Consider the following 25141-nt stretch of genomic DNA (forward strand, 5'->3'; position numbering starts at 1 on the left):
GCGCGGTCTCGTCGACGACGTCATCGACCCCGCCCAGACCCGCGAGGTCCTCATCGGCTCCCTGGCGATGCTGCACACCAAGCACGCCGACCTGCCCTCCCGCAAGCACGGCAACCCGCCGCAGTAACCGCGGCGGACACCCTGCGGACCCCGCGGCCATCCCGCGGTCACCCCTGAGCCACGGAGACCAAGCCATGGACATGCCTGACATCCGCGTCGAGAAGGGCCACGCCGAGCCCGAGGAGGTCGCCGCCCTGACGGCGATCCTGCTGGCCCGCGCGGCGGCCCGCCCCGCCGGCACCGCGCCCGCCCACCGCGGCCGCGCCCGCGCCGGCTGGCGCCGCCTGGAGCGCGAGAACGGCTTCCGCGCCCCGCACAGCTGGCACTGACCCGCACGACGGCGAAGGGCCCCTCTCCTCACGAGAGGGGCCCTTCGCCGTTCGTCGTGTCGCCGTACGCCCCATCAGGGACGCGGGGGGACGGCTAGGGCGAGTTTTCGAACGTCCCGTCCGGCCCGCGGCGTCTGGCACGGCACCTCGCCGCGTTGTCGGGATCGTCTGCGTACGCCCGGTACGCGGACGACCCTCCGCCTTGTGATGCACCGCACCGGACGCCGCGGGCCCCGCCCTCCGGGCGGACGACGCTACGTTCGAAACACGCCCTAGCGCAGTCGTGCCATGAGGGCGTGTTCGACGAGGGTGATGAGGGTGGATTTGGCGTCGGCGCGGTGGCGGGCGTCGGTGGTGATGATGGGGGTGTCGGGGCCGATCTGGAGTGCTTCGCGGACTTCGTCGGGGGAGTAGGGCTGTTGTCCGTCGAAGCCGTTGAGGGCGATGACGAAGGGCAGGCCGCTGTTCTCGAAGTAGTCGACGGCGGGGAAGCAGTCGGCGAGGCGTCGGGTGTCGACGAGGACGACGGCGCCGATGGCGCCGCGGACGAGGTCGTCCCACATGAACCAGAAGCGGTCCTGTCCGGGGGTGCCGAACAGGTAGAGGATGAGGTCCTGGTCGAGGGTGATGCGGCCGAAGTCCATGGCGACGGTGGTGGTGGTCTTGTCGCCCGTGTGGGTGAGGTCGTCGATGCCCGCGGATGCGGACGTCATGACGGCCTCCGTGCGCAGCGGGTTGATCTCCGAGACGGCGCCGACGAACGTGGTCTTGCCCACGCCGAAGCCGCCCGCCACCACGATCTTCGCGGAGGTGGTCGAACGACTGGGAGAAACCGGCCCTCCGCTAGAGCTTGCGAAGTCCACTGAGCACCCTTTCGAGCAGTGTCACGTCTGGCTGGCCACCGGCGTTCTCGTCGCCGCCGGGCTGATGGATGGCGACCAGGCCCGCCTCCGCCAAGTCGGCGACGAGGATCCTGGCCACGCCGAGAGGAATCGTCAGCAGGGCCGAGATCTCGGCCACCGACTTGATCTCCCGGCACAGATGGCAGATCCGCTGATGTTCGGGCAGCTGGCCCTGCATCTGGTGCGGCTGCGCCGTGGTGTGCACCAGTGCCTCGATAGCGAGCTGGTACCGCGGCCTGGTGCGGCCGCCCGTCATGGCGTACGGGCGGACCAGGGGGTTGTTCGACGCCCCTGCGGGCGCCGGCTCAGGGGTGCGTCGCTGCGGCTGCACCGGCTGGATGCGCGGCGCGGGCGGCTGGTCGTACGGCGAAGGGCCCGGGCCCTGCGGCGCGTACGGCTGTCGGTACGGGGGGGAGGGGTATGCGTACGGGTTCGCCGAACCGTCGCCGTGGTCCTGCACCGGACCGTACGACCAGTTGCCCGAACCACCTGGGGGTGTTGCCACTCTTACTCCTCCTCCGACTGCGCCGGGCGCCCCACCGTCCACCGTGTGGATGCCGCGTCCCGAAACCTTACGGCCCCGGGACACCAAAACGCACCGTCTGTCCTTTAGTTGAGAAGGCTGCCCTGCAGCTCGGCCCGCAGATCCGGGGTCAGGACCGTGCCCGCGCGATCCACCAGCAGGGCCATCTCGTACCCAATGAGACCGATGTCCGCTTCGGGGTGTGCGAGAACCGCGAGCGACGATCCGTCAGAGATGGACATGATGAAGAGGAATCCCCGCTCCATCTCCACAACCGTCTGGTTCACGTTGCCGCCCTCGAAGATGCGCGAGGCGCCGGCGGTCAGCGAGGTCAGACCGGAGGCGACGGCCGCGAGCTGGTCGGCGCGGTCGCGGGGAAAGCCTTCGGACATCGCCAGAAGGAGTCCGTCGGCGGAGACCACCACGGTGTGGGACACCCCGGGGGTGTTGTCCACGAAGTTGGTGATCAACCAGTTCAGGTTCTGTGCCGCCTGGCTCATCGGGCTCACACTAACGCTCCTGGTTGTAGGTGCTGTCAGGACCGAAGCCCTGGCCGTTCTTTTCACTTCCTGCGCTGCGTCCCCGCTGGACGCCCCGGCGCAGGTTGCTCAGCCTGCCCCTGACGTCCTCGGGGGCGCGGGAGACCTGTGGGCCGCCCTGCGGGGTCGCCGTCGCGGAGCCCTCGACCAGATTGGCCTTGGGCACCCGCAGTGGCAGGCCGGAGGAGGTCACCCCGCCCGCCTTGGGCTTGCGGAGCTGCGCGGCCTGGTGCCACCGCTCGTCGTTGGCCGAACGCCAGCCGCTGTCGCCGTCGCGCTCCGCAGCGGGGGCCGGCGTGTCCTGGTTCACGGGCCCGGCGCCGTTCGCACCGCTCGCGGCCGAACCGCGGCGCGGCAACCCGGCGTCGGTCATCCCGTGGACGGAGGAGGCCGGTCCCGGACGGTCGAAGCCTACGCGGTCCGCCTCGTCGACGTCAGCGGCCTGCGCGGATTCCTCAGCGTAGCCGCTGTGGTACCCGTCGCCCTGCGGCCAGTCGTCCTGGTAGGGCTGCTGGTCCCCATAGGGCTGCTGGTCCCCGTAGGACTGCTGCTCCTGGTAGGACTGCTGCTCCTGGTAGCCGGCGTACGCCTCCCCGGCGCCGTTCGTGGCCTGCGCCCGCTCCTGCCGGCCCGGCTCCGCGTACCCGGTGTGGTCCGGGTAGGCGCCCTGGTCGGCGTACCCGCCCCGGTCCGCGTAGGCGTTCTGCTGCGGGTGCGTGTCCTGCTCCGGGTAGGCGCCCCGGTCCTGATAGGCGGACTGCTCCGGGAAGGCGCCGTCGACCGCGTAGGCGCCGCTGTGCGGCACGCTGCCGTCCGGCGCGTAGTACCCCTGCTCCTGCGCCTGCTGAGCCTGCTGGTCGTACGCCGGCTGCTGCTCCGGGTACGCGGTCTGCTGGTCGTAGCCCAGACCCTGCTCCGGGTAGGCCGTCCGGCCGGTGTCGTACGCCTGGTGCGATCCGGTGGACTCCTCGGTGTACGCCGAACCCTCGGGCGCCCGCGCGGCGGGCTGCTCACCGTGCGTCTGCGCCTCCAGGGCGGCCCGGCGCTCCTCGCGCTTGAGCGAGCGGCCGACGGGGTCGAGCTCCCGGATGTCGTCGGGCACGTCCGCGTAGCGGCTGTCGTCGAAGCCCAGCTCGGCGGCGGTGCGCTGGGGCAGCTGCGCGGCGTCCTGGCCCTGGAACCGCTGCTCCGGGATGATCTGCGAGACGGTGAACTCGTCGCGCTCCAGCGGGCCTTCGCCGCCACCGCCGTGGGTGATCGCGTCGGGCAGCATGACCAGCGAGGTGGTGCCCGCCTGCTCGCCGGAGGGGCGCAGCTGGACGCGGATGCCGTGCCGGTCGGCGAGGCGGCCGACCACGAACAGACCCATGCGCTGGGAAATGGCCACGTCAACGGTGGGCGGGTTGGCCAGCTTGTGGTTGATGTCCGCAAAGTCCTCGGCGGTCAGGCCGATGCCCTTGTCGTGGATCTCGATCATGATCCGGCCGTCGGGCAGCCGGGTCGCGGTGACGCGGACCTTGGTCTGCGGCGAGGAGAAGGTGGTGGCGTTCTCCAGCAGCTCGGCCAGCAGGTGCACCAGGTCGGTGACCGCGCGGCCGTGGATCTCGGCCTCCGGCACGCCGGACAGCTCGATGCGCTCGTACTGCTCCACCTCGGAGGAGGCGGCGCGCAACACGTCGACCAGCGGGACCGGCTGGTCCCAGCGGCGGCCGGGCTCCTCGCCGGCGAGCACCAGGAGGTTCTCGCCGTTGCGGCGCATACGGGTGGCCAGGTGGTCCAGCTTGAAGAGGTTCTCCAGCTGGTCGGGGTCGGCCTCGTTGTTCTCCAGGTCGGTGATCAGGGTCAGCTGGCCCTCGATCAGCGACTGGTTGCGGCGCGAGAGGTTGGTGAAGATCGCGTTGATGTTGCCCCGCAGCAGGGCCTGCTCGGCGGCGAGCCGTACCGCCTCGCGGTGCACCTGGTCGAAGGCGCGGGCCACCTCGCCGATCTCGTCGGTGGAGGAGATCGGGATCGGCTCCACCCGGGTGTCCACCCGGCCGGGGTCGGTGCGCGAGAGCTGGTCGACCAGCATCGGCAGGCGCTGCTCGGCCACGCCGAAGGCCGCGTTGCGCAGCCGGCGCATCGAGCGGCTCATCTGCCGCGCCACCAGGCCGGCCAGGATGAACGCCGCCAGCAGGGCGATCACCACGACGCCGCCGGTGACGAAGGCCGACTGCCTGGCGTCGTCGGCGATGCCCGCGGCCTCGTCCACCGCGGCGTTCGCCATGTCCGACTCGATCGTGCGGTAGGCGTCGAACTTGAGGGTGTTCACGGCCCACCAGTTCTCCGGCGTGATGCCCTTCTGGGCCAGCGCCGCACGCTCGGAGTCGTCGGTGCTCTTCAGCGTGGCCAGCGCGGTGACCAGCTTCTGCGGGTCGCTCGGCGGCGCCACGTAGTTCGGGTCCTTCGCCTTGGCCTGCTGCGCCATTGCCGCGGCCTTGGCCTGGATCTGCTTCTTCTGCGCGTCCAGCTTGTCCGCGTCGGCCTGGGTGCCGCCGCCGAGGTACTCCTCGACGGCGATGTTCTCCAGGTAGGCGTAGGAGGACAGGGCGATGCGCTGGCTGGCCAGGTTGCCGCTGTCCGGGCCCGGCTTGATCAGCAGGTGCATGCCGATGGAGCGCTCCAGCGACAGCGCCGCCTTGGTGAGCGAGATGGCGTAGACCGTGCGGCCGTAGGAGGTGATGTTGCCGGTGCCCAGGCCCAGCTCGTTGGCGAACTCCATCAGCGGGTGGGCGACCGTGACGTAGCCCTCCTCGGTCTGCACGCCGGTGAGCTTGGAGCTGTACGCGGCGGCGCGCAGCGACTGCAGCCCGGGCTCCACCTCGCGGAACAGCTTCAGCCGGCGCTCCAGACCGGGAGTGTGCGGCATGCCCTTCGCCGCCCGGTCGAACTCGTCGGCGGCCTTGTCGGTCTGCTGCCGGGCCTGGACGACGGCGGGGTCCTTCTGACCCTTGCCCTGCAGCAGGGGAGCGGCGGAGAGGTCACGCTCGTTGTACAGGGCGTTGGCGTAGGTCAGCGAGGCGCGGACCAGCCGGGCGGTGCTCTCGGCGTCCTCGGCGTCCTGCCAGGTCTCGATCGAGCTCTTGACCTGGAAGCCGCCCATGACCAGGCCGACCAGCACGGGTATGAGCAGGATCGCGTTCAGTCGGGTGCGCACCCGCCAGTTGCGCGGGGAGAGGCGACCGCCCTGGGCGGAGGGCGCCGCCGTCGACTCCGGACCGGGCACGTGTGCGGGCGCCGCTCCGCGCGGCGGCGGGGTGAAGTTGCCCCGGGCCGACGGCTCGGGACCGTTCTTGCTTCGCCTCACTCGACCAACAACCTCTCGGCGGTCGGCACCTACGTCGTGCCGCGTGTCTTCATGCCCTGGGCGCCGGTGACGACGTCAGTACTCCTGAGTACGTCCTTGACCATGGGGCAGTTCAGGCATTCCAGCACGCCTGCCTGCGGTCTTCCAAACAGTGGAAACAGGAGGAGCACTCTCTTGTAAGGGCAAGATAAAACGGTCATACAGAGCGAGCGGCGTCAAAAGGCGGGCCGATTGTGCGCGTAGCGGTACGGGATGTGCGCGACGCGTGGCCGTACCACTCGATTCCTCTGCCGAAACGTTATGAACACCGGGGCCGACCGTGTCAAAGGACACAGCCGGCTCCGGTTTGGCCTACGACAACTGCCGTACCGTCCTGCCGACTTGGGTGACCGGGCGGAACGGGCCCCGCCGGCTAGCGCAGTCGTGCCATGAGGGCGTGTTCGACGAGGGTGATGAGGGTGGATTTGGCGTCGGCGCGGTGGCGGGCGTCGGTGGTGATGATGGGGGTGTCGGGGCCGATCTGGAGTGCTTCGCGGACTTCGTCGGGGGAGTAGGGCTGTTGTCCGTCGAAGCCGTTGAGGGCGATGACGAAGGGCAGGCCGCTGTTCTCGAAGTAGTCGACGGCGGGGAAGCAGTCGGCGAGGCGTCGGGTGTCGACGAGGACGACGGCGCCGATGGCGCCGCGGACGAGGTCGTCCCACATGAACCAGAAGCGGTCCTGTCCGGGGGTGCCGAACAGGTAGAGGATGAGGTCCTGGTCGAGGGTGATGCGGCCGAAGTCCATGGCGACGGTGGTGGTGGTCTTGTCGCCCGTGTGGGTGAGGTCGTCGATGCCCGCGGATGCGGACGTCATGACGGCCTCCGTGCGCAGCGGGTTGATCTCCGAGACGGCGCCGACGAACGTGGTCTTGCCCACGCCGAAGCCGCCCGCCACCACGATCTTCGCGGAGGTGGTCGCCCGGCCACCGTCGGAACCTGCGAAGTCGCCGTCAGAGCTTGCGAAGTCCACTGAGCACCCTTTCGAGCAGCGTCACATCCGGTGCGCCACCGTTGTTCTCGTCACCGCCCGGCTGGTGGATCGCCACCAGTCCGGCCTCCGCCAGGTCCGCGACCAGGATCCGGGCGACCCCCAGCGGCATGGCCAGCAGCGCCGAGACCTCGGCGACCGACTTCACCTCGCGGCACAGGTGGCAGATCCGCTGGTGCTCGGGGAGCAGCCCCATCAGCGCCGCCGGGTCGGCCGTGGTGCTGATCAGGGCCTCGATGGCGAGCTGGTAGCGCGGCCGGGTCCGGCCGCCGGTCATCGCGTAGGGACGGACCAGCGGCTGATCGCCCTCGTCCCCGTACGGCTCGGCGTACGGATCATGATGGGCGGTGGGCGGGGTCATGAATCCTCCGGGCGGGACAGCAAGTCGGTCGGGCTAGCCGTCGTACGAGGCCGGTGGGGGGATTGTGGCGGCCGGACGGTGATTTGGTGAGGCGGGTGGTGCCGGGGCCGGTCAGTGGAGCAGACTGCCTTGTAGTTCGGCGCGCAGGTCGGGTGTGAGCACCGCGCCCGCACGGTCCACGAGCAGCGCCATCTCGTAGCCGACCAGGCCGATGTCGCACTCGGGGTGGGCCAGGACCGCGAGCGACGAGCCGTCCGAGATGGACATCAGGAACAGAAAGCCGCGTTCCATCTCCACGACCGTCTGCGCCACGTTGCCGCCCTCGAAGATGCGCGAGGCGCCGGCGGTCAGCGAGGTCAGACCGGAGGCGACGGCCGCGAGCTGGTCGGCGCGGTCGCGGGGAAAGCCTTCGGACATCGCCAGAAGGAGTCCGTCGGCGGAGACCACCACGGTGTGGGACACCCCGGGGGTGTTGTCCACGAAATTGGTGATCAACCAGTTCAGGTTCTGTGCCGCCTGGCTCATCGGGCTCAACTATCGCTCCTGCTGGTGAGTGGGGCTCGGGAAGCTGCCCGTCTGACCGGAACCGGCCCGACGGCCCTGCGCGATGCCCCGTCGGAGATTGGTCAGCCGGCCGCGTACGTCGTCGGGGGCACGCGAGACCTGCGGACCGCTTTGGTGCTGTTGCTGCTGAGCCGTGCCCGGGACGAGGTTGGCCCGGGGCACCCGGCGCGGCAGGCCGGAGGTGGTGATGCCGCCCGAGGCCGGCTGCCGCACCCGCTCCGCCTGCCGTACGAGGTCGTCGTTGGGCGAGCTGCGCCAAGCGGTGGCGGCACCGCGCTGGGGGGCGGGGGAGGACGGCTCGGGCGCGGCGGGCTGCGGCTGCTGTGGCGCGGCCGCCTCGGCGGCCTCGGCCGCCTGCTGCCGGCCGCCGCGGAACCAGTTGGTCTCCAGGGTGTCGTACAGCGGTGTGCCCAGATCGCTCCCGCCGGTGGCCGGCGGCAGGGCCTCCGGCTCCTGGCGCCGCGGCTGCGGGGCCTGCGGACGCCGGACACCGCCGGGGTCGGCCGGCTGGGGCCGCTCGAAGCGGCCCGTGGACGCCGGGTCCTGACGGCCGGGCAGGGCGTGCCTGCCGGTGGCGGAGCCGTCGTGGCCCGGCTGCGGGTACTGCCCCGTGGCGCCGGCGTCGTACCCCTGCTGCGCGGCCGGGTACTGGCCGGTGGAGGCGGGGTCGTAGTCCTGCCGGGCGGCCGGGTACCGGCCGGTCGCGCCCGCGTCGTACGACTGCTGGGCCCCGAACGGGTCCGGGGCGGCGGGCCGCTGCGCCGGGGCGCGTCGGCTCTCCGGCGCGGACGGGCCGAAGACGTCGGAGCGGACGAACGGGTCGGTGTGCTGCCCGGTGTCCGCACCGGGTGCGGGGAACCCGCCGGTGTCCTGCCGCGGTACGCCCGCACGCGGGGCGCCGAGGTCGGGGCGCGTCAGAGCCGAGGCGTCCGCTCCGCCCGGCCGCTCGCCGCCGCTGGGCAGCGCCGGCATCTCGGCCGTGGCGCCCGGACCCTGGTGGTCGTCGATCCGCGGCATCCGCGAGGTCTGCGCCTGCTCGGCCTCGTCGTGGCCGCGCGGGGTGTCCTGGCCGGTGGGCGAGAGCGCGTTGTCGTTGCCCCAACTCGGCGTCCGGGGCTGCGGGTTGCCGCCCGGCAGTTCGGCGCGCGGGCCGCCGCGGGAGGGCAGCTGCGGCTGCCGGCCCTGCTCGGCGCCGCCCGCCTGCTGCGGGGCCGCGCCGGAGCGGGGACCGCCGAACGCGTCCTGCCGGCCGCCGTCCGCGAAGCCCGCACCGCTGCCCGGACGCCCGAAGTCCTGCCGGCCACCGGAGCGCGAGCCGTCGCCGAAGCCCTGCGGCGCACCGGCCGGACCGGCCGCCTGCGGACCCTGCGGCGCACCCGGCGCCCGGCCGCCGAAGCCGGCCCCGGCGCCCGCCGGGGACGGACGGCCCTGCTGCGGCTGCGCCGGACCCTGCGGTCCACGGGCCGCGCCCGGACCACCGGGAGCGCCCGGGCCGCCCGGCCGTCCGCCGGTGCCCGGCAGCGCCGCGCGCGGTCCCTGACCGGTGCCGACCTGGCCGTGTGCGCCGGCCGCCGGGCCGAGCCGGCCGGCGCCGCCCGCTTGCTGGGTCTGGCGCCGCGCGGCGGCCGCGCCGGCGGCGGCAGCGGCGGCCGCCGGACCGCCCGCGGACGGGCCGCCGGGCTTGCCGGGCGTGGGCTTCCTGCCGCCCTGGGCGACGTCCACCGGCAGCATGACCAGCGCGGTCGTGCCGCCCGAGTCGGACGGGCGCAGCTGGATGCGGATGCCGTGCCGCTGGGAGAGGCGGCCGACCACGAACAGGCCCATGCGGCGGGAGACGGAGACGTCCACGGTGGGCGGCGAGGCGAGCCGCTCGTTGATCGCCGCCAGGTCCTCCGGGGACAGGCCGATGCCGGTGTCGTGGATCTCGATGAGCACCCGGCCGTCGGGCAGCGCGTGACCGGTGACCTTGACCTTGGTCTGCGGCGAGGAGAACGAGGTGGCGTTCTCCAGCAGCTCGGCGAGCAGGTGCACGAGGTCGTTGACGACGCGGCCGGCGACCTCGGTGGTGGGCACGGAGGCCAGTTCGATGCGCTCGTACTGCTCCACCTCGGAGGCGGCGGCGCGCAGCACGTCGACCAGCGGCACCGGGCGCGTCCAGCGGCGGCCCGGCTCCTCACCCGCGAGGACGAGGAGGTTCTCGCCGTTACGGCGCATACGCGTCGCCAGGTGGTCCAGCTTGAACAGCGAGGACAGCTGGTCCGGGTCGGCCTCGCGGGACTCCAGCTCGGAGATGAGCGAGAGCTGACGCTGGATCAGGCCCTGGGAGCGGCGCGAGAGGTTGGTGAACATCGCGTTGACGTTGCCCCGCAGCAGGGCCTGCTCGGCCGCCAGCCGGACCGCCTCGCGGTGCACCTCGTCGAAGGCCGCGGCCACCTGGCCGATCTCGTCCCGGGAGTGCACACCGACCGACTCCACGGAGGTGTCGACGTCCTGCGGGTCCGACTCCGACAGCTGCTTGACCAGCTCGGGCAGACGCTCCTGGGCGACCTTGGTCGCGGTGTCCTGCAGCCGGCGCAGCGAGCGGATCATGGACCGGGCCACGCCGAAGGCGCCGACCAGCGACACACCGAGCACGAGGAGCACCAGCGCACCGGAGATGATGGCGTCGCGCTCGGTGGCGCTGCGCAGCTCGCGGGCCTTTTGCTCCATCTCCTCGAGCAGCGTGTGCTCGATCTTCTTCATCTGCTCGATCTTGGTCGAGCTGTCGTCCACCCAGTCGCGGTAGGAGCGCTTGTCCTGCTGGGCCAGGCCGGAGTCGCTGTCCAGGGCGCGCTTGGCGTAGACGTCCGCGGCCTGGATGGTCGGGTTGCCCTCCTCGACGGGCTTGAGCAGCTCGTCGACGCCGTCGCCGTAGATGGTGCGGAAGCTGTTCAGCTCGGAGGTCTCGCCGTCCAGCGCCGACTGGCCGTACAGGCGGTCGTTGTCCGAGAGGTGGCCCGCGTTGGTGTTGTTGGCGGGCAGGGCGGCCGCGATGACGGCGCGCTGGATGGAGGCGTACTCCTTGGCGGAGGAGAAGGCGGCCAGCGCGCGGGTGCGCTGGATCATCTCCGGGTTGCTGGTCGCCTCGGCCATGTCCTGCGACAGACCGAGCAGCTCGGTGATGAGCCGGTGGTAGGCCTCGATGGTCCGGGCCGAGTTGCCCTCGTCGTCGTAGGCGGTCTTGCGTATCTTGCCCAGGCCGTTGAGTTCCCCGGCCAGGCCGACGAGGGTGTCGCGGACGCCCTGGAGGTTGCCGTCCTTGCTGGCGGCGTCGATCTCCTCCGAGGCGTCGATGAAGTTGTCCTTGGCCCGGTCGGTCTTCTCCTGGTAGCCCTTGACCGTGATGGCGCTCGCGCTGGACGGGTGCGCCAGCGGACCGGCGGACTGGTCGCGTTCCTCCTGGAGCGCGGCGGCCAGCTCGGTGGCCTGCTTGGTCATGTCCGTCAGCAGCTTCATGTTGTCGAGCTGCTGGATGTCGTCCAGGTTCTGGTTGATGCGCAGGGCGCCCAGCGTGGTCGCGGCGACCACGGGGAGCGCGAGCAGCGACACCAGACGGGTGGAGATGCGCCAGTTGCGCAGGGCCATGCGGGAGCCGGGCCCGACCGGGCCCTGGCCCTTGGCGGGCTTGATGGTCGGAGCGGGGGCCGCGGACGGCGCCGACCCGGCGGCGCCGGGTCGGCCGGCGCGCTCGCCGTGGTCACCGGTCGGCGCCGGATGCGGGTTCTGGGCGTGCTGGGGCGAGGAGCTGCCTTTCATGGGGCCAGTCCCACCATGCGGCTCCGGCTCCGCCGAAGCGCTGCCATCCCTCTTGAAACGTCCCTGCACTAGCGTCGCAACCTCTGGACCAGGCGTCCGGCCGCGTGAGCGGACGGACGGTGTCGGCGTCGTGGGGAACGCCCTGAAAACATTCCCCGGTGGTCGTGAGTGACCGGCGCTGGTTCCCCCTTCTCGCCGCCACTCGGCGCTGCGTCGCGCCCCGTGTGCGCCGGCTCGATCCTGCGGCGGTCCGTGGCATTCCAGCACAGTGCCGGATCTCCAACAAGGCATGTGGGTCACCCTGTGACGTGCGTGACGCCATGTGAGTGCCGAGTCACCCGATGTGGAAAGTGATCACCCCTATACCGGACATATGGCCACGAGCCGACGAGGCGTCGCAGGTGTCCCAGTCGCCATGATCGGGAGCGGAATATTGGCTTCAGGGAGCCAATGTCCGTTTCGTTGAGGTCGGAGGGGGCCTCGATGTGGAGGGGAATTGTCCGGATTGCCGATCGGCTCGTGAGCAAACTCACATACGCATCACCGACTCTCCGCGGATGGGCCGGGAATTGCACGTTTAGCCTGACGCTTTACAGAGATGGCAAAACCGACAGCGCGCCCGCGCAGGGGGCCGCGGCCCTCCGGGTGCCCGTAGACGACAGGGTCTGTTACCACCGTGAAGACGACGATGATGTTCCGCACGATAGCCAACCCCCGGCGCACCACGCTCGCGCACCTCGAGGACGCCGACGCACTGCAGACGCCGGAGCTGCCGGAGCACCCCGTCACCCTCCCCACCCAGACCGCCAACCCGCGGCGCACCGTCCTGATGGAGGTTCCGGTCGCATCCGCCGCCGCGGAGTAGGACCGCCGGGTGCGGTACGCGGCGACCGCGGCCCGCACCGCGAGCGCGACGGGCCGGGCGCGGTCGCCGTGCGCACCACGGAGACCTCGCGCGGCACGAAGACGTACGCAGACCAGGGGCGCCCCCGCGGAAGGGGGCGCCCCTGAGCCGTGTGCGCGCCGTCGTGCGCGCGGCGGCGGGCCCCTGCCGCGTTAGCCTGGAGCGTCAGACTCCTCCCAGTTCAGTCAAGGGGCCAAGCAACCCGTGCGCATCGCCAGGTTCTCCATCGACGGGAACGTCGCCTTCGGCGCGGTCGAGGGCGACCAGCCGGACCAGCTCGTCCTCGACATCATCAAGGGCATCCCCTTCGCGGACTTCCAGCTCTCCGGCACCAAGGTGCCGCTGAGCAAGGTGCGGCTGCTGCCCCCGGTGCTGCCCAACAAGGTCGTCGCCTTCGGCCGCAACTACGCCGAACACGCGCGGGAACTCGGCAACGAGGTGCCCGACGCCCCGTTCGCCTTCTTCAAGCCGTCCACCTCGGTGATCGGCCCCGGCGATGCCATCCAGTTCCCCTCCTTCTCCGAGGAACTGCACCACGAGGCCGAGCTGGCCGTGGTCATCGGGCGCATGTGCCGCGAGGTACCGCGCGAGCGCGTCCAGGACGTGATCTTCGGCTACACCTGCGCCAACGACGTCACCGCCCGCGACGTCCAGCGCCGCGAGAAGCAGTGGGCCCGGGCCAAGGGCTTCGACACCTCCTGCCCGCTGGGCCCCTGGGTGGAGACGGACCTGTCGCTGTCCGCCGCCTCCGACCTGACCATCCAGCTCACCGTCAACGGCGAGCAGCGGCAGCTGGGCCGCACCAGCGAGATGATCCACCCCATCGAGGACCTGATCGTCAACATCTCCGAGGCCATGACGCTGCTGCCCGGCGACGTCATCCTCACCGGCACCCCGGCAGGGGTCGGCCCCCTCAACGTCGGCGACGAGGTCGCCGTCACCATCGAAGGCATCGGCACTCTCACCAACAAGGTTGTCAAGCGTGGCTAGCGCACCCTCCTCAGCAGTCCGTGTCCGTTTCTGCCCCTCGCCCACCGGTAACCCCCACGTGGGCCTGGTCCGCACCGCCCTGTTCAACTGGGCGTTCGCCCGGCACCACCAGGGCACCCTGGTCTTCCGCATCGAGGACACCGACGCGGCCCGCGACTCCGAGGAGTCCTACCAGCAGCTGCTGGAGGCGATGCGCTGGCTGGGCTTCGACTGGGACGAGGGTCCCGAGGTCGGCGGCCCGCACGCGCCGTACCGGCAGTCGCAGCGCATGGACGTCTACGCCGACGTCGCGCGCAAGCTCCTGGACGGCGGCTACGCCTACCACTGCTACTGCTCCCAGGAGGAGCTGGACAGCCGCCGCGAGGCCGCCCGCGCCGCGGGCCGGCCCTCCGGCTACGACGGCCACTGCCGCGACCTGACCGCCGAGCAGGTCGAGCGGTACCGGGCGGAGGGCCGGGCGCCGATCGTCCGCTTCCGCATGCCCGACGAGACGATCACCTTCACCGACCTGGTGCGCGGCGAGCTGACGTTCACCCCGGAGAACGTCCCGGACTACGGCATCGTCCGCGCCAACGGCGCCCCGCTCTACACGCTCGTCAACCCCGTCGACGACGCGCTGATGGAGATCACCCACGTGCTGCGCGGCGAGGACCTGCTGTCCTCCACCCCGCGCCAGATCGCCCTGTACAAGGCGCTGATGGAACTGGGCATCGCCAAGGGCATCCCGGAGTTCGGCCACCTGCCCTACGTGATGGGCGAGGGCAACAAGAAGCTCTCCAAGCGCGACCCGCAGTCCTCGCTGAACCTCTACCGCGAGCGCGGCTTCCTGCCCGAGGGCCTGCTCAACTACCTCTCCCTGCTCGGCTGGTCGCTCTCCGCCGACCAGGACATCTTCACGATCGAGGAGATGGTCGCGGCCTTCGACGTCAAGGACGTCAACCCCAACCCGGCCCGCTTCGACCTGAAGAAGTGCGAGGCGATCAACGCCGACCACATCCGCATGCTCGACGTGAAGGACTTCACCGAGCGCTGCCGCCCCTGGCTGAAGGCCCCGTTCGCGCCGTGGGCCCCGGAGGCCTTCGACGAGGACAAGTGGCAGGCCATCGCGCCGCACGCGCAGACCCGCGTGAAGGTCCTCTCCGAGATCACCGACAACGTCGACTTCCTGTTCCTGCCGGAGCCGGTCTTCGACGAGGCGAGCTGGAACAAGGCGATGAAGGAGGGCTCGGACGCCCTGCTGCGCACCGCGCGGGAGAAGCTGGAGTCCGCCGACTGGACGTCCGCCGACTCCCTGAAGGAGGCCGTCCTGGCCGCCGGCGAGGCCCACGGCCTCAAGCTCGGCAAGGCCCAGGCCCCGGTCCGGGTCGCCGTCACCGGCCGCACGGTGGGCCTGCCGCTGTTCGAGTCGCTCCAGGTCCTGGGCAAGGACAAGACGCTGGCCCGCATCGACGCGGCCCTGGAGCGGCTCGCCGCGTAGCCGGCCGCGCGCGAGCCGTGCGATCGGTCACGATCGGTCGCACCTGACAGGGGCGGTACCCGGATCCGCGGGTACCGCCCCTTCGCGCGCTCCGGGCGACGTGCACCCGCCCCGGCCGGCCCGGCTCGGCGGTACCGTCGAGCGCATGAGGATCAGAGCCGTCCTGTGGGACGTGGACGACACGCTCTTCGACTACACCACGGCCGACCGGACCGGGATGCGGGCGCATCTGCTCGCCGAGCGGCTGCTGGACCGCTACGGCTCGGTGGAGGAGGCCCTCGCGCACTGGCGCAGGATCACCGACGCGCAGTGGGCACGGTTCTCGGCCGGAGAGGTCTCCTTCGAGGAGCAGCGGCGCGACCGGGTGCGGGTCTTCCTCGGGCGGCCGGAGCTGACCGACGCCGAGGCCGAGTCCTGGTTCGCGCGGTACCTGCGGCACTACGAGTCCGCCTGGGCGCTCTTCCCGGACGTCCTGCCCGCCCTGGACGCCCTCGCCGCCCGCTACCGGCACGCCGTGCTGTCCAACTCCAGCCTGCGCGTCCAGGAGCACAAGCTGCGCCTGCTGGGCGTGTGGGACCGGTTCGAGGCCGTGCTGTGCGCCGCGGAGCTGGGGGTGTCCAAGCCCGAGGCCCGGGCCTTCCACGCGGCCTGCGAGGCGCTGGGGCTCGCCCCGCACCAGGTCGCCTACGTCGGCGACCATCCCGAGATCGACGGGCGGGGCGCCGCCGAGGCCGGGCTGCTGTCGGTCTGGATCGACCGCGCGGGCGCGGCGGCGGACGGTGGCGCCGGAGGCCCGCGGGGCGCCGGGCCGCACCGGATCTCCTCGCTCGCCGAACTCCCGGCGGTGCTCGGCGCCGATACCCGTTTTGGAGCGCCGTCCACCTTCGGGTAATGTTCTTCCTGCGCCGCGGGGAGCGGGCCGAAAGGCCGGAGCCCCGAAGCGCAGAGCTAGAACAAGATCCCCATCCGGGGCTTGCGTTCCAGTGGCCTATGGTGTAATTGGCAGCACGACGGATTCTGGTTCCGTTAGTCTTGGTTCGAGTCCAGGTAGGCCAGCTCGCAGAGCTCATCTGCATCGCGGATCACATCCGCAAGCCCCCGTTGTGTAGCGGCCTAGCACGCTGCCCTCTCAAGGCAGTAGCGCCGGTTCGAATCCGGTCGGGGGTACGGATCCCGGAGCGATCCAGGGATCAAGGCCCCCGTTGTGTAGCGGCCTAGCACGCCGCCCTCTCAAGGCGGTAGCGCCGGTTCGAATCCGGTCGGGGGTACGCAGAGGTGACGGCCTCAATGGTCTGAACCACCTTGGTCTATGGTGTAATTGGCAGCACGACGGATTCTGGTTCCGTTAGTCTTGGTTCGAGTCCAGGTAGACCAGCTGATCTGCGACAACGCACGATCGCGCCCCCGTTGTGTAGCGGCCTAGCACGCCGCCCTCTCAAGGCGGTAGCGCCGGTTCGAATCCGGTCGGGGGTACGTGACGAGAAGGGCCCTTCCCCGGAAGGGCCCTTCTCGCATGTCCGTATCCGGTGCCGCTCTCACCTGTCCGTATCACGCGCCGTGCTCGGGTGTCCGTGTCAGGCGCCGCCGAACCGGCGGTGCGACTCCTCGGCCTCCGCCAGCCGCCGCAGGCTCAGCAGCACCGGCTCGTACAGCACGGTCAGCGCCACCGCCGCCTCCACCTGCTCCTCCGGCGTGGCGTACCGCTCCACCACGTCCAGGTCGGCCGCGGCGATCCGCTCCACCGTGTGCGCGTACGGCTCCAGGTCCTCGACGGCGCAGGGGTAGCCGAGCCGGGCGAGCGCCGTGATCGCGGTCACCAGCATGCCGTACGCCGGTGGGGCCGCCGTGCCGGACGGGCGGGCATGGCCCCAGCCGAGCCGGTCCAGCAGCGCGTCGGCGGTGCGCCGCGCCGCCTGTGTCGCCGGGTCGCTCTCGTCGGGCTCCGGGCCGTGCGGCAGCGCCCACACCGCCGTGCCCAGGCGCTCGTTGCGGTCCAGGCTGTCGTCCTGGAGCGCGGCGAGCACCTCGCGCGCCGAGTGCACCGGGATCCGCCCCACCTGGATCATGGCCCGCACCAGGCGCAGCCGGCGCAGGTGGTCCTCGTCGTACTCGGCCTGGGTCGCCGTGATCCGGCGGCCGGGGGGCAGCAGCCCCTCGCGCAGGTAGTACTTGATCGTCGCCGTGGGGACCCCGCTGCGCGCGCTCAGCTCAGCCAGTCGCATGCCGTTCCGCTCTCTTTCCGCTTGCGCTCCCTGTTGGGGAGTGTCACTATCCAAGCATGGATAGTGCCGCTATCCAACGAGGTCGCCCCGGACGGGGGCGTGACAGTGGGGGGCAGCATGAGCGTCAAGCCGATCGAAGGGCGCACGACCGCGGCGGCGGAGGGCGAGGTGGTCGTGTTCCTCATCGGGATGCGCGTCAACAGCTTCGCCGCGGTGCGCAGTTGGTGGCCGGTCGCCCGGGCCATGGGCCCGATGCTGGCGGAGCTCTCGCGGGAGCGGGGCAGCGGCCTGCTCGGGTACAAGGCGCTGCTGGGCGGGCCGCGCGAGGTGTACGTGGTGCAGTACTGGGAGTCCAAGGAGAAGCTGCTGGCCTACGCCGTGGCGCCGGACCACGGCCACCGTCCGGCCTGGGCCGCGTTCAACCGGCGGCTGCGCGAGGGCCGGGGAAAGGTCGGCTTCTGGCACGAGACCTATGTCGTGCCGGCCGGATCGTACGAGTCGATCTACCTGAACATGCCCGAGTACGGGCTGGGCCGGGCCACCGGAGTCGTCCCCGTGGCCCGGCGAGGGGAGCGGGCGGCCGACCGGCTGCGGGTGTGAGGTCCGGCAGGGGCCGCCGCGGCGTTGAGGCGGCCCCTGCCGGCACCGGATGCCGGCGGTGACGGACAGGCGGGGTGCGGTTCAGCCGGAGCGGCGCAGGGCCTCGGAGAGGCGGGCCGCGGCGTCGATGACCGCCTGGGCGTGCATGCGGCCCGGGTGGCGCGTGAGGCGCTCGATGGGGCCGGAGACGGACACGGCGGCCACGACGCGGTTGGAGGGCCCGCGCACGGGCGCCGAGACGGACGCCACGCCCGGCTCGCGCTCGCCGATCGACTGGGCCCAGCCCCGGCGGCGCACGCCCGACAGGGCCGTCGCCGTGAAACGGGCGCCCTGCAGCCCCCGGTGCAGCCGCTCCGGCTCCTCCCAGGCCATCAGCACCTGCGCCGAGGAGCCGGCCTTCATCGTCAGGGTCGAGCCGACCGGGACGGTGTCCCGCAGGCCGGACAGGCGCTCCGCCGCGGCGACGCAGATGCGCATGTCGCCCTGGCGGCGGTAGAGCTGCGCGCTCTCGCCCGTGACGTCCCGCAGGTGCGTGAGCACCGGGCCGGCCGTGGCGAGGAGACGGTCCTCACCCGCCGCGGCGGCCAGTTCCGCCAGGCGCGGGCCGAGAATGAAACGGCCCTGCATGTCACGCGCCACCATGCGGTGGTGTTCCAGGGCCACGGCCAGCCGGTGGGCCGTGGGCCGTGCCAGTCCGGTCGCCGCGACCAGACCCGCGAGGGTGGCCGGACCGGACTCCAGAGCGCTCAGGACGAGGGCTGCCTTGTCCAGAACGCCGACGCCGCTACTGTTGTCCATGCAACGATACTTGCGTCTCACTCTGTGAAACGCAAGTTCAATTTTCCGTGGAACCCGCCACCCTGGATGTCACGAAGGCACAGCGGCCCGCGGATCAACGGGCCTGGTGGCGGATGCCCGGACGCAGGGGCGAGGGCAGCGCCTCCTCAAGATCTCTAGTTGGGCCGGTGGACGCTTGCCGGCCGGAGGGAAAGCGATGGGTAGGACACTCGCGGAGAAGGTCTGGGACGACCATGTCGTCCGGCGCGCCGAGGGCGAGCCCGACCTCCTCTTCATCGATCTGCACCTGCTGCACGAGGTGACCAGCCCGCAGGCCTTCGACGGCCTCCGCAAGAGCGGCCGCCGGGTGCGGCGGCTCGACCTGACCATCGCCACCGAGGACCACAACACCCCGACCCTCGACATCGACAAGCCCATCGCCGACCCGGTCTCCCGGGCCCAGCTGGAGACGCTGCGCAAGAACTGCGCCGAGTTCGGGGTGCGGCTGCACCCGCTGGGCGACGTCGAGCAGGGCGTGGTGCACGTGGTCGGCCCCCAGCTGGGCCTGACCCAGCCGGGCACCACGGTCGTCTGCGGCGACTCGCACACCTCCACGCACGGCGCTTTCGGCGCGCTGGCGTTCGGCATCGGCACCTCGCAGGTCGAGCACGTGCTGGCCACCCAGACGCTGCCCATGGCGCGCCCGAAGACCATGGCGATCACCGTGAACGGCGAGCTGCCCGAGGGCGTGACCGCCAAGGACCTGATCCTGGCGATCATCGCGAAGATCGGCACCGGCGGCGGCCAGGGCTACATCCTGGAGTACCGCGGCTCCGCCATCGAGAAGCTCTCGATGGAGGCCCGCATGACCATCTGCAACATGTCGATCGAGGCCGGCGCCCGCGCGGGCATGATCGCCCCCGACGAGACCACGTTCGCGTACCTCAAGGACCGCCCGCACGCCCCGCAGGGCGAGGACTGGGACGCCGCGGTCGCCTACTGGAAGACGCTCAGGACCGACGACGACGCCGAGTTCGACGCCGAGGTCGTCATCGACGCCGCCGAGCTGGCGCCGTTCGTCACCTGGGGCACCAACCCCGGCCAGGGCGCCCCGCTTTCGGCCTCCGTCCCCGACCCGGCTTCGTACGAAGACGCATCGGAGCGCCTGGCCGCCGAAAAGGCCCTGGAGTACATGGGGTTGGAGGCCGGCCAGCCGCTGCGCTCCATCACCGTGGACACCGTCTTCGTAGGCTCGTGCACCAACGGCCGCATCGAGGACCTGCGCGCCGCCGCGGACGTGCTGCGCGGCCGCAAAGTCGCCGACGGCGTACGGATGCTGGTCGTCCCCGGCTCCGCGCGCGTGGGCCTGCAGGCCGTCTCCGAGGGCCTGGACGTGGTCTTCAAGGAGGCCGGCGCCGAGTGGCGGCACGCGGGCTGCTCGATGTGCCTGGGCATGAACCCCGATCAGCTGGCCCCGGGCGAGCGCTCCGCCTCCACCTCCAACCGCAACTTCGAGGGCCGGCAGGGCAAGGGCGGCCGCACCCACCTGGTGTCGCCGCAGGTCGCGGCCGCCACCGCCGTGCTCGGCCACCTGGCCTCGCCCGCCGACCTGACCGACGCCGCCGAGACCCGTACGCCCGCTGGAGTCTGAGGATCATGGAAGCTTTCACCACGCACACCGGCCGGGCCGTCCCGCTGCGCCGCAGCAACGTCGACACCGACCAGATCATCCCCGCCCACTGGCTCAAGAAGGTCACCCGCGACGGGTTCGAGGACGGTCTGTTCGAGGCCTGGCGCAAGGACCCCGAGTTCGTCCTCAACCGCCCCGAGCGGCAGGGCGCCACCGTCCTGGTCGCCGGCCCCGACTTCGGCACCGGCTCCTCCCGCGAGCACGCCGTCTGGGCGCTGCAGAACTACGGCTTCAAGGCCGTGATCTCCGCTCGCTTCGCCGACATCTTCCGCGGCAACTCGCTGAAGAACGGCCTGCTCACGGTGGTCCTGGACCAGAAGATCGTGGAGGCGCTGTGGGAGCTGGTGGAGAAGGACCCCACCGCTGAGGTCACCGTGGACCTCGAGGCGCGTGAGGTGCGTGCCGAGGGCATCACCGCCTCCTTCGAGCTGGACGAGAACTCCCGCTGGCGGCTGCTGAACGGCCTGGACGACATCTCGATCACCCTGCAGAACGAGGACGCCATCGCCGCGTACGAGGCCACGCGTCCCTCCTTCAAGCCGCGCACCCTGCCGGTCTGATCCGGCCCCGCGGCCGGCGCCCCGACCGTCGGGTTTCGGCCACCGCGCACCCCCCGCTGTACCCCCGATCGCCACGATCGGGGGTACAGCCGTTTTGGGACCCGGACGACCCGGCGTGCTGTCACGGACGCGGTCAACTGCCCACGTTAGAGCGGTTTTTGCCGGGGTACACGAGGTGCGGAGTCCCGCCTTCCGCGGAGGCCGGCAGGGCCGCGCACGGCGGCAGTTGCCCCCTGCGCAGGCGACAACTCGCCCCAGATGGCACAATCTGTGCATGGACGACGACGGCCAACTCCAGCTCTATACGGCGGTCGCAGCCCAGCTCAAACAAGCGCACGCAAGAGTGCGCGCACTGCAAGTCCCGGAGGGCGTACGGATGGCGCTGACCCGGAAGCTGCTGGTCATTACGGCCGCGGCCAAACACGATCTCGCCGGTGCGGCAAGGCGTCTGGAGCGGTTCACGGCAGACCTCGACGAGGGGCGAATCCCGGGCGAGGAACGCTGAGCAGCCGAGACCGCCGAGTCTGCTGCGGCACAAGGGTGATTAGCCCGTTTCGTGTTTGATTTGCGGTATATATCTGCCTAACGTGCGAAAAGCTTGAACACTTTCGTTCTGGCAAGGTCTCCGAAGGGGAAGACGTGAACAAGGCGCAGCTCGTAGAAGCGATTGCCGACAAGATGGGCGGCCGGCAGCAGGCCGCCGACGCCGTCGACGCGGTACTGGACGCCATCGTCCGCGCGGTCGTCGCGGGAGACCGGGTCTCGGTCACCGGCTTCGGGTCCTTCGAGAAGGTGGACCGTCCGGCGCGCTACGCCCGCAATCCGCAGACGGGTGAGCGGGTGCGGGTCAAGAAGACCTCCGTTCCCCGCTTCCGGGCCGGCCAGGGCTTCAAGGACCTGGTGAGCGGCTCGAAGAAGCTCCCGAAGAACGACATCGCGGTGAAGAAGGCCCCCAAGGGCAGCCTGTCCGGCCCGCCCGCCACCATCGCCAAGGCCGTCGGCAAGAAGGCCGCGGCGAAGAAGACGACGGGTGCGGCGAAGAAGACCACCGCGAAGAAGACCACGGCGGCGAAGACCACCGCCAAGAAGGCCCCCGCCCAGAAGGCGACGCCCACCAAGGCCGCCGCCAAGAAGACGACGGCCACGAAGACCGCCGCCAAGAAGACCACGGCCAAGAAGGCGCCGGCGAAGAAGGCGACGGCCAAGAAGGCCCCCGCCAAGAAGTCGACCGCCCGCAAGACCGCCGCGAAGAAGACGACCGCCCGCAGCAAGTAGGGGATCACCAGGGCACTCACACGCCGGGCCGGGCTCCTCAGGGAGCCCGGCCCGCGGCGTGTGAGCACCGCTTCGGCTCAGAAGGTCTGCAACGTCACGAGGGTGATCCGCCGCCCCTCGCCCTCGCCCTCGGTCTCGATCCGCACCCGCTGCCCCGGCCGCAGCAGGCGCAGTCCCCCGGCGTCGAACGCCGCCGCGTCGAACGGCACGGGCGTGCCGTCGTCCAGCAGCACCTGCCCGCTGCGGCTTTCGGGGTCGTACGTGTATGCGGTCGCCTGCATGACGGCAGCCTACTGCCCCGCCCTGACGGCCGGGTGACCCCAGGGGCCGGTGGACAGTAGCCGGTGACTGGTGACTGGTGACTGGTGACTGGTGACTGGTGACTGGTGACTGGTGACTGGGGCTGGGGCCGGTGGTCGGTGACCGGTGGCCGGTGGACGCCGTGCTCGTGCCGCGCCCCCGCCCCGGCACGGGACGAGTGCCGGCCGGGGCCGTGCCGCCGCTCACTCCTCCCGGATGAGCAGGCGGGCCACCGCCGTCGCCGTGCGGGGGCCGACGCCGAGCGCGAGGGCGGCGCGCAGGTCGTCGCCGGTGTCCACGTCCTGCCGTACGGAATCCACCGCGTCGAGGCCCAGTTCCACCGCGCCCGAGGCACGGTGGCGGGCGCGGGAATCCGGGCCGAAAGCGGGCCGCAATGCGTGGCCGGGAGCGGCCGTGAGCAGGGTGGTGCCGACGGCCGCCGCATCGGCGAGAAATGCGCGCGGGAATTCCGCCGCCGCCGTCAGAACGCGGCCCAATTCCGTGGGCCGCAGCGCCGGGAGATCGGCGTTCAGGGCCGCCACGGGACTTTCCGGCCGTAGCGCCCGTACGGCCTGGGCGCCGTGCGCGAGCGCGGCGTTCAGCCCCGCGCCCGGGGCGTCGGGGACGATCCGGGCGCCCAGCGCCCTCAGCTCCCGCCCGGCCTCGGCGTCGTCCGTGACGACCGCCACATCCGCGACCGCCGGGCAGGCCAGCGCCGCCGCCACGGTGTCCTGCGCGAAGGCGAGGACGAGGGCCGGCCGCACGGTGTCGGCGGCGGCCTCCGACAGCCTGCTCTTGGCCAGGGCCAGGGGTTTCAGGGGGATGACCAGGGTCCACTGCACAGGCGTTCGTCCCTCTCTCGTCACGGACATTCTCCCCGGGCCGCCGGGTGGGCCCGTGCGGCGGGGCGGCCCGGTGACGGCGGTCGCGGCGGACGGCGGGCGTACGGTGTCCTCGACAGACCGGCGGCCTGGGGCGACACTTGTGCGGCCCCCGGCCCCGGGGGCAGTCCTAGAGGAAGGTGTCCGCGTGCCCCGCCGCAGAATCGGCTTCTGGTACCGCTTCGCAGCGGTGATCTGCAAACCGCCGCTGCTGGTTCTGATCAAGCGGGACTGGCGCGGAATGGAGAACATTCCGGCCGAGGGCGGATTCATCACCGTGGTGAACCACAATTCCCACATCGACCCCTTCGCCTACGCCCACTTTCAGTACAACACCGGTCGCGTCCCGCGATTCCTGGCGAAAAGCGGGCTTTTCAAGAAGGGGCTGGTCGGCGCCGCGATGCGCGGCACCGGGCAGATCCCCGTCTACCGGGAGAGCACCGACGCGCTGAGCGCCTTCCGCGCCGCCATCGACGCCGTGCAGCGCGGCGAGTGCGTCGCCTTCTACCCCGAGGGCACCCTCACCCGCGACCCGGACGGCTGGCCGATGACCGGCAAGACGGGCGCCGCCCGGGTCGCCCTGCAGACCAAGTGCCCGGTGATCCCGGTCGCCCAGTGGGGCGCCAACGAACTGCTGCCGCCGTACGCGAAGAAGCCGAACCTGCTGCCGCGCAAGACCCATCACGTGCTGGCCGGCCCGCCCGTGGACCTCTCGCGCTTCTACGACCGGGAGATGACCCCGGAGCTGCTGAAGGAGGCGACCGAGGTCATCATGGCGGCCATCACCCGCCAGCTGGAGCAGATCCGCGGCGAGAAGGCCCCGGCCGTGCCATACGATCCGCGCCGCGAGCGCATCGAGCAGCGCCGCAGGACGCAGGCGCAGACGCAGGCCCGCGCCCGGGCCGAGGGCGAGTCGGTGGCGTCCGGGAGGAGGCCGGAGCCGGCCGCGCCGGAGGCCGTCCGGGAGGAGGGGCAGGGCACGTGAGCCAACCGGTCAAGGCGGCCGTCTTCGGCACCGGATCGTGGGGCACCGCCTTCGGCATGGTCCTCGCCGACGCCGGCTGCGAGGTCACCCTGTGGGCCCGGCGCCCCGCGCTCGCCGAGGCGGTCAACTCCACCCGCACCAACCCTGACTACCTGCCCGGCGTCGAACTCCCGGAGAACCTGCGGGCCACCGCCGATCCGGCCGAGGCCGCCCGCGACGCCGACTTCACCGTGCTCGCCGTCCCCTCCCAGACCCTGCGCGACAACCTCGCCGACTGGCGGCCGCTGCTCGCGCCGGACACCGTCCTCGTCTCCTTGATGAAGGGCGTCGAACTCGGGTCGGCGATGCGGATGAGCGAGGTCATCGAGGACGTCGCCAAGGTCCCCGCCGAGCGCATCGCCGTGGTCACCGGTCCCAACCTGGCCCGGGAGATCGCCGCCCGGATGCCGGCCGCGGCCGTGGTGGCCTGCACCGACGAGGCCGTCGCCCGGCGGCTCCAGGCCGCCTGCCACACCCCGTACTTCCGCCCGTACACCAACACCGACGTCGTCGGCTGCGAACTGGGCGGCGCGGTGAAGAACGTGATCGGCCTGGCCGTCGGCATCGCGGACGGGATGGGGCTCGGCGACAACGCCAAGGGCTCGCTCATCACGCGCGGCCTGGCGGAGACCACCCGGCTGGGGATGGCGCTGGGCGCCGACCCGCTGACCTTCTCCGGCCTGGCCGGCCTGGGCGACCTGGTCGCCACCTGCTCCTCGCCGCTGTCGCGCAACCACACCTTCGGCACCAACCTCGGCAAGGGCATGACCCTTCAGGAGACCATCGCGGTCACCCGGCAGACCGCCGAAGGCGTCAAGTCCTGTGAGTCGGTGCTGGATCTGGCCCGCCGGCACGGCGTCGACATGCCGATCACGGAGACGGTCGTCGGCATCGTGCACGAGGGCAAGTCCCCGGTGGCGGCGCTGAAGGAGCTGATGTCGCGCAGCGCCAAGCCCGAGCGCCGCTGAGCCCGTCCGCCCCTGTCCGCGCCCGGT

At 71.6% G+C, this 25141-nt stretch carries 25 protein-coding genes and 5 tRNA genes; 18 read left to right on the plus strand and 12 right to left on the minus strand.

Annotated features, from left to right (window positions below; all coding sequences use genetic code 11):
* On the plus strand, positions 1-127 hold a 127-nt coding region (locus GV126_RS37500), incomplete at its 5' end, for a carboxyl transferase domain-containing protein (RefSeq protein WP_328707373.1).
* Positions 128-194: 67 nt separating this feature from the next.
* Complete coding sequence (locus tag GV126_RS23135) at positions 195-389, plus strand: acyl-CoA carboxylase epsilon subunit (protein WP_028425239.1); 195 nt, start codon at positions 195-197, stop codon at positions 387-389.
* 272 nt (positions 390-661) lie between these two features.
* Here the strand turns inward: GV126_RS23135 and GV126_RS23140 are convergent, their stop codons facing one another.
* The 8 genes from GV126_RS23140 to GV126_RS23175 form a co-directional block, all read right to left on the minus strand.
* On the minus strand, positions 662-1252 hold the full coding sequence (locus tag GV126_RS23140) for a GTP-binding protein (RefSeq protein ID WP_028425240.1): 591 nt from the start codon (positions 1250-1252) through the stop codon (positions 662-664).
* Positions 1233-1796 carry a DUF742 domain-containing protein gene (locus GV126_RS23145; protein ID WP_159670023.1) on the minus strand — a complete coding sequence of 188 codons (564 nt, stop codon included), beginning with the start codon at positions 1794-1796 and terminating at the stop codon, positions 1233-1235. The genes GV126_RS23140 and GV126_RS23145 overlap by 20 nt, the downstream gene beginning before the upstream one ends.
* 104 nt (positions 1797-1900) lie before the next feature.
* Positions 1901-2314: a roadblock/LC7 domain-containing protein gene (locus GV126_RS23150; RefSeq protein WP_029385896.1), complete on the minus strand. Its 414-nt coding sequence runs from the start codon at positions 2312-2314 to the stop codon at positions 1901-1903.
* A gap of 10 nt (positions 2315-2324) precedes the next feature.
* The gene (locus tag GV126_RS23155; RefSeq protein WP_159670026.1) at positions 2325-5699 is read right to left on the minus strand and encodes a sensor histidine kinase; all 3375 of its coding nucleotides are present in this window, start codon (positions 5697-5699) and stop codon (positions 2325-2327) included.
* Positions 5700-6111: 412 nt separating this feature from the next.
* On the minus strand, positions 6112-6708 hold the full coding sequence (locus tag GV126_RS23160; RefSeq protein WP_028425243.1) for a GTP-binding protein: 597 nt from the start codon (positions 6706-6708) through the stop codon (positions 6112-6114).
* Positions 6689-7087, minus strand: a complete 399-nt coding sequence (locus GV126_RS23165; RefSeq protein ID WP_009190816.1) for a DUF742 domain-containing protein — start codon at positions 7085-7087, stop codon at positions 6689-6691. The genes GV126_RS23160 and GV126_RS23165 overlap by 20 nt, the downstream gene beginning before the upstream one ends.
* 111 nt (positions 7088-7198) lie before the next feature.
* Positions 7199-7612 (minus strand): roadblock/LC7 domain-containing protein, encoded by a 414-nt coding sequence (locus GV126_RS23170; protein WP_030382516.1) that lies wholly within the window; start codon positions 7610-7612, stop codon positions 7199-7201.
* A 9-nt stretch (positions 7613-7621) separates the two neighbouring features.
* Positions 7622-11515 (minus strand): sensor histidine kinase, encoded by a 3894-nt coding sequence (locus GV126_RS23175; protein WP_159670029.1) that lies wholly within the window; start codon positions 11513-11515, stop codon positions 7622-7624.
* Positions 11516-12122: 607 nt separating this feature from the next.
* Here GV126_RS23175 and GV126_RS23180 point away from each other — a divergent pair.
* The 9 genes from GV126_RS23180 (at position 12123) to GV126_RS23220 (ending at position 16290) form a co-directional block, all read left to right on the plus strand.
* Entirely contained in the window at positions 12123-12311 is a 189-nt protein-coding gene (locus GV126_RS23180; RefSeq protein WP_159670032.1) for a hypothetical protein, read from the plus strand.
* A 243-nt stretch (positions 12312-12554) separates the two neighbouring features.
* Positions 12555-13340 (plus strand): fumarylacetoacetate hydrolase family protein, encoded by a 786-nt coding sequence (locus GV126_RS23185; RefSeq protein WP_028425246.1) that lies wholly within the window; start codon positions 12555-12557, stop codon positions 13338-13340.
* Positions 13333-14817 (plus strand): glutamate--tRNA ligase, encoded by a 1485-nt coding sequence (gene gltX / locus GV126_RS23190; protein ID WP_159670035.1) that lies wholly within the window; start codon positions 13333-13335, stop codon positions 14815-14817. The genes GV126_RS23185 and gltX overlap by 8 nt, the downstream gene beginning before the upstream one ends.
* Positions 14818-14962: 145 nt before the next feature.
* On the plus strand, positions 14963-15709 hold the full coding sequence (locus GV126_RS23195) for an HAD family hydrolase (RefSeq protein ID WP_159670038.1): 747 nt from the start codon (positions 14963-14965) through the stop codon (positions 15707-15709).
* Between the two features lie 92 nt (positions 15710-15801).
* Positions 15802-15873: transfer RNA gene (locus tag GV126_RS23200), tRNA-Gln, on the plus strand.
* 38 nt (positions 15874-15911) lie between these two features.
* A tRNA-Glu gene (locus GV126_RS23205) sits at positions 15912-15984 on the plus strand.
* A 28-nt stretch (positions 15985-16012) separates the two neighbouring features.
* Positions 16013-16085 (plus strand) — tRNA-Glu (locus GV126_RS23210).
* A gap of 35 nt (positions 16086-16120) precedes the next feature.
* Positions 16121-16192, plus strand: a tRNA-Gln gene (locus GV126_RS23215).
* Between the two features lie 25 nt (positions 16193-16217).
* A tRNA-Glu gene (locus GV126_RS23220) sits at positions 16218-16290 on the plus strand.
* 101 nt (positions 16291-16391) lie between these two features.
* Here the strand turns inward: GV126_RS23220 and GV126_RS23225 are convergent.
* Positions 16392-17039, minus strand: a complete 648-nt coding sequence (locus GV126_RS23225; protein WP_159670041.1) for a MerR family transcriptional regulator — start codon at positions 17037-17039, stop codon at positions 16392-16394.
* Between the two features lie 117 nt (positions 17040-17156).
* Here GV126_RS23225 and GV126_RS23230 point away from each other — a divergent pair, with 117 nt between their 5' ends.
* Positions 17157-17639, plus strand: a complete 483-nt coding sequence (locus tag GV126_RS23230) for a DUF4188 domain-containing protein (RefSeq protein WP_159670044.1) — start codon at positions 17157-17159, stop codon at positions 17637-17639.
* Positions 17640-17720: 81 nt separating this feature from the next.
* Here the strand turns inward: GV126_RS23230 and ndgR are convergent, their stop codons facing one another.
* On the minus strand, positions 17721-18437 hold the full coding sequence (gene ndgR / locus GV126_RS23235; protein ID WP_028425251.1) for an IclR family transcriptional regulator NdgR: 717 nt from the start codon (positions 18435-18437) through the stop codon (positions 17721-17723).
* 196 nt (positions 18438-18633) lie between these two features.
* Here ndgR and leuC point away from each other — a divergent pair, with 196 nt between their 5' ends.
* The 4 genes from leuC to GV126_RS23255 all read left to right on the plus strand — a co-directional run bounded on the left by leuC (position 18634) and on the right by GV126_RS23255 (position 21941).
* Complete coding sequence (leuC, locus tag GV126_RS23240; protein ID WP_159670047.1) at positions 18634-20067, plus strand: 3-isopropylmalate dehydratase large subunit; 1434 nt, start codon at positions 18634-18636, stop codon at positions 20065-20067.
* Positions 20068-20072: 5 nt separating this feature from the next.
* The gene (leuD, locus tag GV126_RS23245) at positions 20073-20666 is read left to right on the plus strand and encodes a 3-isopropylmalate dehydratase small subunit (protein WP_159670050.1); all 594 of its coding nucleotides are present in this window, start codon (positions 20073-20075) and stop codon (positions 20664-20666) included.
* Between the two features lie 274 nt (positions 20667-20940).
* The gene (locus GV126_RS23250) at positions 20941-21171 is read left to right on the plus strand and encodes an SCO5555 family protein (protein ID WP_159670053.1); all 231 of its coding nucleotides are present in this window, start codon (positions 20941-20943) and stop codon (positions 21169-21171) included.
* Positions 21172-21305: 134 nt separating this feature from the next.
* Complete coding sequence (locus GV126_RS23255; protein WP_159670055.1) at positions 21306-21941, plus strand: HU family DNA-binding protein; 636 nt, start codon at positions 21306-21308, stop codon at positions 21939-21941.
* Positions 21942-22018: 77 nt separating this feature from the next.
* Here the strand turns inward: GV126_RS23255 and GV126_RS23260 are convergent, their stop codons facing one another.
* Entirely contained in the window at positions 22019-22222 is a 204-nt protein-coding gene (locus GV126_RS23260) for a hypothetical protein (protein WP_028425256.1), read from the minus strand.
* Positions 22223-22444: 222 nt separating this feature from the next.
* Positions 22445-23083, minus strand: coding sequence for a 2-phospho-L-lactate guanylyltransferase (gene cofC / locus GV126_RS23265; protein ID WP_159670058.1), 639 nt, complete (start codon positions 23081-23083; stop codon positions 22445-22447).
* A gap of 187 nt (positions 23084-23270) precedes the next feature.
* On the opposite strand from cofC, the gene GV126_RS23270 reads away from it, so the two are divergent.
* The gene (locus GV126_RS23270) at positions 23271-24107 is read left to right on the plus strand and encodes a lysophospholipid acyltransferase family protein (protein WP_159670060.1); all 837 of its coding nucleotides are present in this window, start codon (positions 23271-23273) and stop codon (positions 24105-24107) included.
* Entirely contained in the window at positions 24104-25114 is a 1011-nt protein-coding gene (locus GV126_RS23275; RefSeq protein WP_028425259.1) for an NAD(P)H-dependent glycerol-3-phosphate dehydrogenase, read from the plus strand. The genes GV126_RS23270 and GV126_RS23275 overlap by 4 nt, the downstream gene beginning before the upstream one ends.
* The last annotated feature ends 27 nt before the right edge of the window (positions 25115-25141 follow it).

It is taken from the genome of Streptomyces mexicanus, from assembly GCF_902506575.1.
Classification (GTDB): domain Bacteria; phylum Actinomycetota; class Actinomycetes; order Streptomycetales; family Streptomycetaceae; genus Streptomyces; species Streptomyces mexicanus.